We start from the raw sequence: 13,386 nt of genomic DNA on the forward strand, positions 1-13,386 counted from the left end.
AGGCGGTTTCCGGGGATTTGCTGAACACTGTTCAATGGCTGGGTTATAGTGTCCCCACCTCGACTGAACGGAGTTCAATTATGTCTGCACCCACCACCGCCCCGATCCTCGACATCACACGCGAGAAGGTCCTGGAGAGGGGGGAGGGCCTCAACGAGGCCGAGCTGCTCGAGGTGCTCACCCTCCCCGACGAGCACCTGCAGGATCTGCTGGACCTCGCACACCAGGTGCGCATCCGCCACTGCGGTGTGGAGGTGAGCCTGGAGGGCATCATCTCGCTGAAGACAGGCGGCTGCCCCGAGGACTGCCACTTCTGCTCCCAGTCCGGCCTCTTCGAGTCCCCGGTGCGCGCGGTCACCCTCGACATCGCCGAGCTGGTCGAGGCCGCGAAGCAGTCCGAGAAGATGGGCGCGAGCGAGTTCTGCATCGTCGCCGCCGTGAAGGGCCCGACGCAGAACCTGCTGGACCAGATGCGCGAGGCCATCACCGCCATCAACGACGAGGTGGACATCTCCATCTCCGCCTCCCTGGGCATTCTCACCCGGGAGCAGGCGAAGCAGCTGCGCGAAATGGGTGTGAGCCGCTACAACCACAACTTCGAGACGGCCCGCTCCTTCTTCCCCAACGTGGTGACCACCCACACCTGGGAGGAGCGCAAGAACACCCTCGAGTACGTTCGCGCCGAAGGCATGGAGACCTGCTGCGGCGGCATCATCGGCCTCGGTGAGACGCTGGAGCAGCGCGCGGAGTTCGCCGCCCAGCTTGCCGAGGTCGAGCCGCACGAGGTGCCCATGAACTTCCTCGACCCCCGCCCCGGCACCCCCTTCGCCGACCGCCCGCTTGTTCCCCAGGGCGAGGCATTGCGCGCCGTTGCGGCGTTCCGCCTGGCCATGCCCACCGCGCAACTGCGCTTCGCGGGTGGCACGGAGCTCGCGCTTGGCGACGACGGCACCGAGGCCGGCCTCCTCGGCGGCGCGAACGCCATCATCGGCGGCAACTACCTGACCACCCTCGGCCGCCCCATCGAGCGCGACCGCGACCTGGTCGACAGGATCGCGCCGGGCCGCAACCTCGGCATCACCCCGGTTGCCACGAGCGTCGAAGAAACCCTGAAGGCGCTGTAGGGCCGTGCGGGTTCCCGACAGCACCGAGCTCGCCGATGCGATCCTCTCCGGTGAGACCGCCTTCCGCCTGAACCCGGAGCGCCCCTACGACGCCCCGCGCATCTGCCCGCTGTGTGAGCGGCGCATGGTGGTGAAGATCAACCCCTTCGGGTGGGAGGCGGCGTGCTCGCGCCACGGGGTGTTCCGGTCGGAGTGGCTGGAGCGGTAGGGGTCGGCACCGCCGGACCGGTGTTGGGCGGCGACTCCCCTGCTCCCTGCCCCGCTACTGATGCTGGCCCGCATGGTACCGCCCGTGGTACTATTTGCAGAGTGGGTGGCAACATCGATTCCATCGTGGAGAAAATGAGGAGGGCTCCAGCCAACATCTCTTTTTCCGAGTTGGAAAAGGTGTGTGACCACTACTTTGAAAGCCGTAAATCAAGGAAGACGTCGCATAAGACTTACAAGACTCCGTGGCCGGGAAACCCGCGCGTGAACATCCAAAACGCCAACGGCAAAGCGAAGCCATATCAGGTGGGTCAGGTGTTGCAGGCCATTGACAATCTCATGCGCATCGCCAGGGAAGAAGAGGAGTAGCGTCAATGGACATCAACAAGTACACCTACCAGGTGTCCTGGTCCGAGGAAGACCAGGAGTTCGTCGCCACCGTCGCCGAATTCCCCTCCCTTTCATGGCTGGCCCCCGGCCGCCAGGAGGCGGAGTCGGGGCTATTCGACCTCGTCTCCGAGGTCGTCGAGGACATGGAGCAGTCCGGGGAGGAGATCCCCGCCCCTCTCGGTGGGCGCACCTACTCCGGGCGGTTCAACGTCCGCACCTCTCCGTCGCTGCACCGGAAGCTTGTGATCATGGCCAAGACGGAGGGGGTTTCCCTCAACACCCTGGTCAACCAGAAGCTCGCGTCCGCCTAGCGAGATCCTCGAGAGAATCCCGGGCGGCGCTGAAGCTGGGCCGTTACCAGAGGACCTGGGTTACACACCGGTAGAGGTGACCGTCAGCCAGATCGCCACCTGGTGCAGCACCGCCGCAATGATCGTCGCTGCGTGGAACACCTCGTGGAATCCGAACACGCGCAGCGACGGGTTGGGCCATTTCAGCGCGTAGACCAGCGCGCCGAGTGTGTAGACGAGGCCGCCGGCCCCCAGCAGAAGCGTCACCGCGGGGCCGACGCCAGCCCACAGATCGGGGATCTCCCAGATGACCAGCCACCCGAGGATCAGGTACACGGACACGCCCAGCCATCTGGGGTGATGGACCCAGACCACGTTGAGCAGCACCGCGAACAGCGCGCCCGCCCAGCACAGGCCCAGCAGAAGCGTCGAGCGGCCCGGGGGTAGCGCGGTGACCGCCACGGGCCCGTAGGTGCCCGCGATGAACACGGCGATCATGGCGTGGTCGGCACGGCGCCACATTAGTACCGAGGACTCACTGCGCCACGGGCCCAGGTGATACAGCGCCGAGACGCCCATCGACCCGATGAGGCACAGGGTGTAGAGCGCCGTCATCCAGGTGACGGTGGCCGCCCCGTGCAGGTGCGCGGTCACCGCGATCAGCGGGATGCTCGAACCGATGAACGCCCACGTCGATCGTTCGTGGAGTATGCCGCGTAGCAGCGGGCGGGGGCCGCGGTCGAATCGGGGGCGGTGGGGCGCAGGCGCTTCCGCACCGGGGTCATGGACGGCGTCACAACGCATGACCGAATTCTACATTCGGGCAGCCGGCCAAACTCCGGATTACGGGGGGAAACGGTTGCGCGCCGCGCCTCACCCCGGCCCGCGTCCGAAGCCCCTACAGCCCCTCGTACTCCCGCAGCAGCTCGTCCCCGTCCTTGCCGAAGATCGCGGGGATCTCCCAGTAGTCACCCGGCTGCTCGATGGTGCGGGCGGTGCCGTGCGCAAGGATGTGCTCGGAGGGGGTGAGCTCGCGGATCGCCACAAGCTTGACCCGGTTGGGGTGCTCGAAGACGACGTCGGAGTAGATCATCGGGTCGTGCTGGCCGTTGTCGCCGACGAGGGTCCAGGTGATGTGGGGGAAGTCGATGAGCAGGTTGCGCAGCTGCACCCGCTTGTGTTCGGGTCCGCTGCGGAAAAGGGCGGTGGGGGTCGGGCCCCAGTCGGTGAGGAGCATCGGACCGGCGGGGAAGCCGTGGCGGCGCATGAAGTCGCGCAACATGTCGTAGGTGTTCCACGCACCGGTGGAGAGGTAGAACACCGGCTCCTCTGGGGCGCGGATCTCCCTGAGGAAGCGGGCCATCCCCGCCACGGGGCGGCGGTTCTCCGAGCGGATCACCCAGGAGTTCCACACCGCCATGACTGTGCGGGGCAGCTGGGTGATCATGATGGTGTCGTCGATGTCGGCGATAACACCGTGGGTCACGGAGTCGGGGATGATCTGCACCGGGGCGTCGGAGGTGCCGCCGCCAAGCGCAACGCTGATGCGCGCGTCGTGCCAGCCCGGCTCGAGGCCGTGGTCCTCGATGAGGACCTCGATGTAGCCCTCCTCGTTGGCCCGCGTCTGGACAGTTTTCTCCCCGAGGGTGACGGTGACGGGGATCCACGGCACGGGGGTGGTGAGGAACTGCCGGTAGCCGCGTTGGAGGGTGGAGGAGGGCTCCACGCTCGCGGGGTCCTCCATGAGCACCCGGCCGACGACGCGGGCGCGCTCCGGGCTGCCGTAGCCCGTGAACCCGGTGACGGTGGGCACGCACGACGCGCCCGCTTTACGACGCACCCCCGCGCGCCGCATCCGACCTTCCGCCCACCGGGCCACATCCGCGATTCCCATGGGCATCCAGTCTAGTGGGGGGCGGGGGAGCACCAATGCTTTCAGTAGGGTGGGGAGGCATGGAAAGAGCGCGTAGCGGGGAGACAGTGGACGGGGCCGTCGACAAGCTGATCGAGCTGTACGAGGCCTCGTGCGCCCTGGCGCGCGATGTGATCGCGGGCGAGGACTACTCGGCGTACCGGGACGTGCTGTACCCGAAGATCAGCGTGGACATCCGCGAGTGGGCCCCGGTGGACCGCACCGAACCCTTCGGCTACGTCGACGAGGCCGGGGTGTACTCGGCCGTGGTGTCCAAGCCGGGCCTGATGGCGGGTTACCTGCGGGCCCAGCTCGGGGCACTCTGCGCGAACTACGACGCGGAGATTACCGTCGGGTACTCGGACACCGCCATCCCGCCGGAGTACATCCGCGGCATCGAGGGGCTCAGCGAGGTGCGGGCCTCGCGCTCCGACTCCGTTCCCCGTCCCACGCTGGATTCGGTGCACGACGCGATCGTCGACGGGCACTGGGAGGCCTTCCACGGCGCGGAGAAACCGCTGTTCCACTTCGGCCCGCAGCGCTTCGACCTGGCGTGCGCCCGCCTGGAGCACTACACGGGCATCGAGGTGGACTCGCTGCAGAAGTACATCCTGTTCACCAATTACGCGATGCACGTCACCGAGTTCGTGCGCTTCGGCCTGCGTGAGCTCGCCCGGGAAAAGACGCGCTACACCGCGCTGCGCCTGCCCAACGGGGAGACGGTCTCGGACACCGTGGCCTTCGAGGACCTCGACCTCGCCTCGCGCTACCAGATGCCGCGATACGACCTCATCACCGACGACGGCGACGGCATCACCATGATCAACATCGGCGTGGGGCCCTCGAACGCGAAGACCATCACGGACTCGCTGGCCGTGCTGCGCCCCGAGGCGTGGATCATGATCGGCCATTGCGCGGGCCTGGACGGGCGGATGCGCATCGGCGACCTCATCCTCGGCAACGCCTACGAGCGCCACGACCACGTGCTGGACGAGAACATCCGCCCGGACTCGCCCATACCCGCGGTTCCCGAGATCCAGCGGACCCTCGAGAAGGCCGTGCAGAAGGTCTACGGGGAGGACACCGAGCTCATGCGCACCGGCACCGTCCTGTCCACGGCCGACCGCAACTGGGAGTGGAAGACGCCGCGCGACCTGTGGGAGTGGCTGCGCGGCTCGACGGCCGTCGCGGTGGACATGGAATCCTGCGCCCTGGCCGCCAACGGATACCGCTACCGCGTGCCCTACGGCACCCTGCTCGCCGTGTCCGACCTGCCGCTGCACGCCGTGCCCAAACTCCCGGCGGCCGCGCAGGCCTTTTACTCCAACTCCAAGGAGGCGCACGTGATGTGCGCGGTGCGGGCGATGGAGCGCCTAGCCAAGAACCCGCAGCGCCTCCGCACGCGCAAGCTGCGCCGCACCATCGGCGAAGTGCCCTTCCGCTAGACCATGGACGACAGAACGCGTTTCGACGACCCCGCCATCGCCATGGCGCACCGGAGCGCCGTGCGCTCCATCGAGCGGGTGGTGGAGGAGACCGCCACCCCCACTGACCCGGCGGTGGCGCTGCGCAACGTGGTGGCGCAGCTGCGCGACCCGAAGGTGCTGGTCATCACCGGCGCCGGGATGTCCACCGAGTCAGGCATCCCCGACTACCGCTCCGAGGGCGGCCGGCTGACCAAGGGCCGGCCGATGACCTACCAGGAGTTCGCCCACGCCCCCGAGCAGGTGCGCCGCTACTGGGCCCGCGCGTTCGTGGGCATGCGCCACATGCGCGCCGCGGCGCCGAACCGCGCCCACTTCGCCGTCACCGAGCTCGGGCGCGCCGGGCTACTCACCGGCGTGATCACGCAGAACGTCGACGGGCTGCACACGCAGGCCGGCACCGGGAACGTGCTCGCGCTGCACGGTGACATGGAGCACGTCGTGTGCCTCGACTGCGGCTTCGAGGAGGAGCGCCCGCTTTTCGACGCCCGCCTCGCCGCCGCCAACCCCGGTTACGTCGAGTCGGTGGAGGTGACGGGATCCATGATCAACCCGGACGGCGACGTGGAGCTGCGCCCGGGCGATGTGGAGCGTTTCCACATGATCCGCTGCGTGCGCTGCGGCGGGCAGCGCCTCAAGCCGGACGTCGTGTACTTCGGCGAGGCCGTGCCCCGGGCGCGCCGGGCGGTGGGGGAGGAGTGGCTGGGGGCGTCGACAAGCGTGATCGCCCTGGGAACCTCCCTGGCGGTGATGAGCGGTTACAAGTTCGTGCTGGATGCGCTCAAGCAGGGCAAACCGGTGGCCGTGATCAACGGCGGGCCGGGGCGCGCGGACCCGAAGGCGACCACTCTGTGGCGCTCCCGGGTGGGTGATGCCCTCGACCAGGTGCTCGACGAGCTGGAGCTCTAGGCGGCGTGCGCCACGGCGGGCTCGTCCTGCCAGGCGCGCTCGTCGATGATGTGCTCGCGCTTGGAGACCACCGCGGCGACGAGCGCCTGGCCGGTGACGTTGACCGCGGTGCGGCCCATGTCCACGATCGGCTCGACGGCCAGGAGTAGTCCCACGCCCGCGAGCGGCAGGCCCAGCGTGGAGAGGGTGAGGGTGAGCATGACGGTCGCGCCGGTGGTGCCGGCCGTGGCCGCGGAGCCCAGCACCGAGACGAGCACGATGAGGGCGTAGTCGGTGAAGTTCAGCGGGATGCCGTAGAACTGGGCCACGAACAGCGCCGCCACGGCCGGGTAGATGGAGGCGCAGCCGTCCATCTTGGTCGCCGCGCCCAGCGGCATAGCGAAGGAAGCGTACTCCGGCGGCACGCCCATGGACTCCTCGACGGTGCGCTGGTTGACGGGCATGACGCCCATGGAGGAACGGGTGACGAAGCCCAGGGTGGTCACCGGCCAGACGCGGCGGAAGAAATCCGCCACGGGGATGCGGTTGAGCGCCAGGATGGCCGGGTAGAGGCCGAAGATGACCAGCGCCAGGCCCAGGTAGATGGCCAGGACGAACATGCCGAGGGAACCGAGGGCGTTCCACCCGTAGGTGGCAACGGCCTTGCCGATGAGCGCCGCGGTACCGATGGGGGCGAGGCGGATGATCCACCACAGCACGACCTGGATGACGGAGAGGAAGGACTCGGCGAAGGCGATGAAGGGCTCCGCAGCCTTGCCGGCCTTCACTGCCGCGATGCCGATGAACAGGGAAAGCACGAGGATCTGCAGCACGTTGAAGTTCAGGGCGATGGCGCCGTCCTCTGCGGCCTTCGCACCCAGGCCGAGAATGTTGGCCGGCACGACGGACTGGAGGAAGGCCAGCCACGAACCCGTGGTGGATGGGTCCGCGGCGGAAGACGCGTCCACGGAGGAGTGGGCGCCCGGCTGCAGGACCGCCCCGACGACGATGCCGATGACCACCGAGAAGAAGGCGGTGACGGCGAACCAGATCAGGGTGTTCACCGCCAGGCGGGCGGCGTTGGTCACCTTGCGCAGGTTGGCCACGGAGGTGACCACGGCCGTGAAGACCAGCGGCGGGATGAGCAGCTTGAGCAGCTGGACGTAGGTGGTGCCCACCCAGGCCAGGGTGCCGGTGAGCCAGCCGATGTCCGCCTCGCGGGCGATGAAGCCGAGGAAGAGACCGACGACGAGGCCGGCGATGACCTGGGCGCCGAATCCGGTGGCCCACTTGGGTAGGTGCATGATGCTCCTTCTTGTCTAGACCAATTGGTCTATTCTCGCTGAGGTTCCACAGGATAGTACACCGTACTGGGCCGGTTTATTCCCGGCGCGGGACGTGGTTTAAATAGACTGGTCTGTACGACATGGCTCGGGGGATAGGCTGGGCACGTACACCACCCGCCACCCGCCGGACCAGGAGCCGACCATGATCTACGCCTTCGAGGGCACCCGCCCCACCATCCACCCCAGCGCCTACGTCGCCCCCGAGGCCACGATCATCGGTGACGTGGTCATCGGCGAAGACTGCTCCGTGTGGCCCGGGGCGGTGATCCGCGGCGACGTCGGCCCCATCAGGATCGGCGCACGGGTGAACATCCAGGACGGCGCTGTCCTGCACGTGGACACCGGGGGCGAGACGGTACTGGGCGACGACGTCACCGTGGGTCACCTGGCCATGGTGCACGGCTGCCACGTCGAACCGGCCTGCCTTGTCGGCATGAGCGCTACGGTGCTCTCCGGGTCCCGCGTGGGCGAGTGCAGCATCGTGGGCGGGGGCGCGGTCGTGCTGGAGGGCCAGGAGATCCCCGCCTTCAGCGTCGCCGCCGGGGTGCCGGCGAAGGTGCGCAAGACGCTTGAGCCGTCCACCCGCGCCGACCGCCTCGCCCACGCCGCCTCATACGTCGAGCTAGGGCGCCGCCACCGCGAGGGGCTCACGCAGCACAAGGTCTAGCGCCACCGCGCGGGCGATGTCGCGCACCATCTCCCGGTGCGTGGGGATCATCCGCAGGTTCACGCCGCCGGGGATCTTGTCGCGCACCGCGCGGGCGAAGGGGGCGGGCGCGCCCGGGTCGTCGATGAAGGCCGATCCCGCCACCACCACGGTGGCGGGGGAGTGCTCGGCGTGCAGCCGGGCCGTCAGGGCGCCGAGCCGGCAGGCGCGGTGGTCGAGGGCCGCGCGGGCGGTGGTGTGGTGCTCGGGGGTGGTAAGGGCGTCGTGAAGCGTGCGGATGCCGGGGATGGCAATCTCATCGACGAGCCCCTGCGTGGTGAGGTCCTCGCGGGCGACGGCGACGGGGCGCACGCCGCCGCCCGAGGTGACGGCGCAGGCGATCGAGTCGTCGGCGAAGAGTGCCATGACGCTGCGCGTGTCCAGGTCGTCGCGCGACTGCACCTCGCTGCCGACGATCGCCGCGGCGGCCGATGTGACCACCACCGGGACGCCGAACTGCGCGCGCATCTGCGCGCCGATGTCCACGCCCCGCCAGCCGAGGTTGGGGGCGTGGACCTCGCCGGCTTCGGTGACGGTGCCGGAGGTGGTCACCCCGATCGTGGCCAGCGGCCTGTCCAGGCCCGCGCGCAGCCGGTTCAGGCCGGCCATGATGTGCTGGATGAAGTCGTCCTCGCTCAGCTCCGCGACGGGAATGTCAATGTCCACCGCGCGCAGCGCGCGCCCCTTGAGGTCGAACAGGGCGACGTAGGTGGACATGGTGCCCACGGAGACCCCGGCGTGGATGGCGCGCGGATCGCCCAGCTCCAGGGGCACGACGGGCCGGCCCCGCCCCCGGGCCTGCGCGAGGTCCGGGCGCTCGGTGACGTAACCGGACCTGCAGAGCGCGGCGACGGCACGCGTCACGGTGGGTTGGGACAGCCCGGTCGCCTCCACGAGCTCGCTTCTCGACGTCACCTCGCGCAAACGCACCACATGCAGGCACTTCGCCGCCGGTGTGCGCGGGGCGGCGAAGGCGGGACCTGGGGCGGGCATGGCCACATCGTAGCGGTTTTGTAGACCGCTTTGTCCAGTTTCAGCGGAAGATTTGGGACGGGGCTGTTCGTTTTTGTGCTGGGGGGCGGCCCGGTGCGCCGCGTGATATCACGTTGTGGGAGGGTGGGCCGGCGTTTTCCCAGGTCGCGTTCCGCTCTCCGGCGCACATCGTGATATCACGCTTCAGGCCGGCAGGGCCCGGTTACCGCACGCCGCTCAGTTCGAGCGTCGCGGCGCTGCCGTTCAGTTCCGCGGGCAGGGTGTTGTCGGACACCGTGATCCGCGCGCCGTCCCAGTGGAAGGTGGCGCTGCTGGGCGCCGTGTCGTTCACCGCGGCGGGCTGGTCCGTGGGAAACGCGTAGTTCACCCGGATCGTGGCGGCATCGATGCGCTCCACCGACTCGATGCGCCGCGCGAGGATGGGGGCCGGGTCGGAAACCAGGGCACCGTCGCCGAACAGCGCGACGGTCTCGGCCGAGCTGCCCGCCGTCGCGCCGGGGCCGGACCCCTCCTGCCCCTTCGTCCCGGACAGCTTGACCCAGCTCAATGGGGTGCAGGAGTCGGGCGCACCCCCGGACGGTGCGTAGAAGAAGCGCCCGTCGGTGGAGGGACTGTCGGCGTACGTGATCGGGATCGGCTGCTCCCCGGTCAGCGGGTTGACGGCCGGCGCGTTCGTGCAGGTCGAGGGTTCCCCGCTTGTCGACGAAACCGGCGCCGCGCTCGGCGCCTCACTTGCTGTCGAGGAAGCCTCCCGCGTCGATGTCACCGTTTCCGTGTCCGTGCCCGCCGCACCCTGGCCCCCGGAGGCGCACCCGGAGACCGCCAGGAGCGCTCCGGCGAGCAGCGGCAGTGCGATGCCAGCTCTCATCCTCGCCTCCTTCTGCAGGGTTCTGCCGCGGAGGGTGCCGATGGCGGAGGTTTCGCCCATCCTGAACTCCTTGGTTGTGCGTCCAGCGGATGCGTCCACGTTACGTCTGCGGTGGCGGTGAGTGCGGGGGGCGTGCGGGGCGTGCGGGGCACTCAGCGGGGCGTGATATCACGTTTCTCGGTTGTCGGCCGGCGTTTGCCCAGGTGGCAAGACGGCTACGTGGGTGAAACGTGATATCACGCCGGATGGCAACCGCGCAGCGCCCGCACCGCACTCCGCACCCCGCATCACACCGCACTCCGCATCACAACCGCAGCGCCGCACCCACCGCACCCCGCGGGGCGTCGGCAAGCACCCGCCAACTGGGATTGCGGGGGCGTGTTCACTACACTCACCGCTCATGAAGCCAGACATGGGCGTGCCCACGTCCCTGAAGGACACGCAGGAGACGGAGGACAGGCCGCCCTCGCTGCTCGACGCCACCTGCGAGGACTTCGTCTACGACCTCGCCGCTCTGTCGCCGACCCTGGCCACCGCGGTGGGGGTCGACGGCCACGACCACGAGCTGCAGGACTTCAGCCCGTCGTACTGGGACGCGGTGGCGGACCGGATCCGCGACCTGGTAGCCGACGTCGACGCGCTGAACGACTCCACCGACGAGTCCGACGACGAGGACGACTTCGACGCCGTCGACCACCTCACCGCCGCGATCCTGCGGGAGCGGATGACCCTCGAGCTGGACCTGCACCACCGGGGCGAGTACATCCGCATGCTCAACAACATCGATTCGCCCGTGCAGCACATCCGGGACGCCTTCACCCTCATGCCCAAGGTGACCGAGAGCGACATCGAGCACGTGGAGTCGCGCCTCGCGCAGGTGCGCGCCTCCCTGCACGGCTACCGCGAATCCCTGGCCGAGGCCGCCGCGCAGGGCAACGTGGCCACCCACCGGCAGATCGACGCGGTGATCAACCAGTGCGAGGCGCTCGGGGAGGACGAGTCCCTCCTGGAGACGCTGGGGGTCCCGCCCGAGAGCCCCGTCGTGGAGGAGGCGAAGGATGCCTTCCAGGAGATGGCGGACTGGCTCTCCACGGAGCTCTCGCCGCAGGCCGCCTACGAGGACGGCGTGGGCCGGGAGCGCTACGAGCTGTTCTCCGAGTTCTTCCTCGGCGCGAAGGTGGACCTCGACGAGGCCTACACCTGGGCAATCGAGGACCTCCGCGAGACGACCGCGAAGCAGCGCGAGCTCGCCCACGAGATGTACGGTGCCGAGTGCACGGTGCAGGGCGCCTATCGACGCCTCAACGAGGACGAGCGCTACATCGTCCGCGGCACCGATGAGCTGCTCGAGTGGATGGCCCGGACCACCGACGAGGCGATGGCCGTCTTCGGCGGCGAGTGCTTCTCCGCCCCGGAGGAGGTGGGGCGCATCGACTTCGCCATCAACCGCGGCGGGACGGGCGGGGTGTACTACACCCCGCCAAGCGACGACTTCATCCGTCCCGGAATCATGTGGTGGTCCGTGCCCGAGGGCCGCGAGGTGTTCCACACCTGGCACGAGAAGTCCCACATGTTCCATGAGGGCGCACCGGGCCACCACATCCAGCACGCCACCGCCCTGACCCAGCGCACGGAGCTGAACCTGTGGCGCCGCGCGGTGAACTGGAACGCCGCGCACGGGGAGGGTTGGGCGCTCTACGCAGAGCAGCTCATGGCCGAGTTCGGGGCCTTCGAGGACCCGGGGATGCGCATGGGCCTGCTCGCGTCGCGGCGGCTGCGGCTGGCCCGCACCGCCGTGGACATCGGGGTGCACCTGCGCAAGAAGACCCCGGACAAGACGGGCACGTGGGACGCGCAGTACGCCAAGGCGTTCCTGCGCGACAACGCCGCCCTGCCGGAGTCCAGTCTCGCCGTGGAGCTCGACCGCTACATGGGGTGGCCGGGGCAGGCGCCCTCGTACGCCGTGGGCTACCGCGCGTGGATGCAGCTGCGGTACGACGCCCTCGCCGCCGGCATGACGGTGCGCGAGTTCCACGACCGCGCCCTGCGCCTCGGCTCCATGCCGATGGGGCTGCTCGAGCACGAGATCCTGGGCACCCGCTAGGACCGGCTACGCCCCGCGCGTGAACCGGCCCAGGATGCGGGGCAGATACCCCGCGATCAGCATCACGGTGATCAGGCGGATGAGCTGCAGCGCGATCACGGCCGGGCCCGCGCCGCCCTCGGCCGAAAGGGCCAGCACGGTCTCCAGCGCGCCGGGGCTGGTGGCCAGGTAGCCCTCGAAGAAGGTCACGCCCAGCCACTTCGAGATCACCCAGCCCATCGAGGCGCAGGCGGCCATGATGGTGACGATGCAGACCACCGTCAGCGGCAGCTGGCGGCTGAACTGCTTGAGGGAGGGCACCGACAACCCGCCGCCGCACACCCAGCCGATGGAGAGGAAGGCGAGCACCGCGAGCGGGCGCGGCATGACCACGGGGGCGGGCAGGAAACCGGCGACCAGGACGGTGACCAGCAGGGGCCCGAACACGCTGGGGACGGGGACGTGCAGCTTCTCGGCCGCCGGGCCGGCGGCGACGGCGATGGCCAGCACGAGCGCCCACATCCACCAGGTGGGCGCGGTCTCGGGTGGGGGGCTGGCGGAGGGCGTCGTCAAGAGCGATGCGACCAGCGGGAGGGTGACGGAGACGGTGAGCAGGCGCAGATACTGGGTCAACGCGACGTAGCGCATGTCCGCGCCGAGGTCCTCGGCGATTGCCGGCATGATCGACGCGCCACCGGCGAGCATGGAGAGCACCCCGGTCTCCCGGGTCACCTCCCCGCGGCGGGCGAGGAGGAACCCGCCCGCCATGCCCACGCCGGTGGTCACGGCCGCGGCGGCCAGGCCGGGGACGAGGTAGTGCAGGAGCTGGTGGACGGGGATGCCCACGAGGGGGACTGCGGCGAGGATGCCGATGATGCCGCGGCACACGCCGTAGAAGCGGCGGTTGACCTTCAGGTCCCGGCCGGTGCCCAGGGCCATGGCGCCGGAGGCGAGGATCGCGCCGAGGATCCACGCGGCGGGCACGTGCAGCCGGTTCAGCAGCCACCCCAGCGCCACGGAGGCGGGGGCGACCACGAACCAGCGATTCATGCTGGGTCATGGTACCCGCCGTGTACTCTCAGGCCCCATGGTGCC

At 69.3% G+C, this 13,386-nt stretch carries 14 protein-coding genes; 8 read left to right on the plus strand and 6 right to left on the minus strand.

All coding sequences use genetic code 11. The features are described from left to right. Window positions 1-80: 80 nt before the first annotated feature. The 4 genes from bioB (at window position 81) to B3611_RS07850 (ending at window position 2,032) form a co-directional block, all read left to right on the plus strand. Window positions 81-1,124 carry a biotin synthase BioB gene (gene bioB / locus B3611_RS07835; RefSeq protein WP_291314522.1) on the plus strand — a complete coding sequence of 348 codons (1,044 nt, stop codon included), beginning with the start codon at window positions 81-83 and terminating at the stop codon, window positions 1,122-1,124. A gap of 4 nt (window positions 1,125-1,128) precedes the next feature. Beyond that, the gene (locus tag B3611_RS07840; protein WP_291314523.1) at window positions 1,129-1,332 is read left to right on the plus strand and encodes a hypothetical protein; all 204 of its coding nucleotides are present in this window, start codon (window positions 1,129-1,131) and stop codon (window positions 1,330-1,332) included. 101 nt (window positions 1,333-1,433) lie between these two features. Then, window positions 1,434-1,700, plus strand: coding sequence for a toxin HicA (locus tag B3611_RS07845; RefSeq protein WP_291314524.1), 267 nt, complete (start codon window positions 1,434-1,436; stop codon window positions 1,698-1,700). 5 nt (window positions 1,701-1,705) lie between these two features. Beyond that, complete coding sequence (locus tag B3611_RS07850; RefSeq protein WP_291314525.1) at window positions 1,706-2,032, plus strand: type II toxin-antitoxin system HicB family antitoxin; 327 nt, start codon at window positions 1,706-1,708, stop codon at window positions 2,030-2,032. 60 nt (window positions 2,033-2,092) lie between these two features. Here the strand turns inward: B3611_RS07850 and trhA are convergent, their stop codons facing one another. Continuing rightward, the gene (gene trhA / locus B3611_RS07855) at window positions 2,093-2,815 is read right to left on the minus strand and encodes a PAQR family membrane homeostasis protein TrhA (RefSeq protein ID WP_291314526.1); all 723 of its coding nucleotides are present in this window, start codon (window positions 2,813-2,815) and stop codon (window positions 2,093-2,095) included. Window positions 2,816-2,909: 94 nt separating this feature from the next. Further along, window positions 2,910-3,905, minus strand: coding sequence for an App1 family protein (locus B3611_RS07860; protein ID WP_291314527.1), 996 nt, complete (start codon window positions 3,903-3,905; stop codon window positions 2,910-2,912). A gap of 59 nt (window positions 3,906-3,964) precedes the next feature. On the opposite strand from B3611_RS07860, the gene amn reads away from it, so the two are divergent. Both amn and B3611_RS07870 read left to right on the plus strand, forming a co-directional pair. Then, a complete protein-coding gene (amn, locus tag B3611_RS07865) occupies window positions 3,965-5,368 on the plus strand; it encodes an AMP nucleosidase (RefSeq protein ID WP_291314528.1) in 1,404 nt (467 codons plus the stop codon). Between the two features lie 3 nt (window positions 5,369-5,371). Continuing rightward, window positions 5,372-6,316 carry a Sir2 family NAD-dependent protein deacetylase gene (locus B3611_RS07870; protein WP_291314529.1) on the plus strand — a complete coding sequence of 315 codons (945 nt, stop codon included), beginning with the start codon at window positions 5,372-5,374 and terminating at the stop codon, window positions 6,314-6,316. Here the strand turns inward: B3611_RS07870 and B3611_RS07875 are convergent. Continuing rightward, window positions 6,313-7,599 carry a dicarboxylate/amino acid:cation symporter gene (locus B3611_RS07875; RefSeq protein ID WP_291314530.1) on the minus strand — a complete coding sequence of 429 codons (1,287 nt, stop codon included), beginning with the start codon at window positions 7,597-7,599 and terminating at the stop codon, window positions 6,313-6,315. The genes B3611_RS07870 and B3611_RS07875 overlap by 4 nt on opposite strands. 184 nt (window positions 7,600-7,783) lie before the next feature. On the opposite strand from B3611_RS07875, the gene B3611_RS07880 reads away from it, so the two are divergent. Beyond that, window positions 7,784-8,308 (plus strand): gamma carbonic anhydrase family protein, encoded by a 525-nt coding sequence (locus B3611_RS07880; RefSeq protein WP_291314531.1) that lies wholly within the window; start codon window positions 7,784-7,786, stop codon window positions 8,306-8,308. Here B3611_RS07880 and B3611_RS07885 read toward each other — a convergent pair. Beyond that, the gene (locus tag B3611_RS07885; RefSeq protein WP_291314532.1) at window positions 8,264-9,340 is read right to left on the minus strand and encodes an ROK family transcriptional regulator; all 1,077 of its coding nucleotides are present in this window, start codon (window positions 9,338-9,340) and stop codon (window positions 8,264-8,266) included. The genes B3611_RS07880 and B3611_RS07885 overlap by 45 nt on opposite strands. Before the next feature lie 202 nt (window positions 9,341-9,542). Next, entirely contained in the window at window positions 9,543-10,268 is a 726-nt protein-coding gene (locus B3611_RS07890) for an LppP/LprE family lipoprotein (protein WP_291314533.1), read from the minus strand. Between the two features lie 340 nt (window positions 10,269-10,608). Between B3611_RS07890 and B3611_RS07895 the strand changes: the two genes are divergently transcribed. Continuing rightward, window positions 10,609-12,312 (plus strand): DUF885 domain-containing protein, encoded by a 1,704-nt coding sequence (locus tag B3611_RS07895; protein ID WP_291314534.1) that lies wholly within the window; start codon window positions 10,609-10,611, stop codon window positions 12,310-12,312. A 6-nt stretch (window positions 12,313-12,318) separates the two neighbouring features. On the opposite strand, the gene B3611_RS07900 is transcribed toward B3611_RS07895, so the two are convergent. Next, window positions 12,319-13,341 (minus strand): AbrB family transcriptional regulator, encoded by a 1,023-nt coding sequence (locus B3611_RS07900; protein ID WP_291314535.1) that lies wholly within the window; start codon window positions 13,339-13,341, stop codon window positions 12,319-12,321. Between the last annotated feature and the right edge of the window lie 45 nt (window positions 13,342-13,386).

This window comes from Corynebacterium sp. UBA2622, assembly GCF_002339505.1.
Lineage (GTDB): Bacteria > Actinomycetota > Actinomycetes > Mycobacteriales > Mycobacteriaceae > Corynebacterium.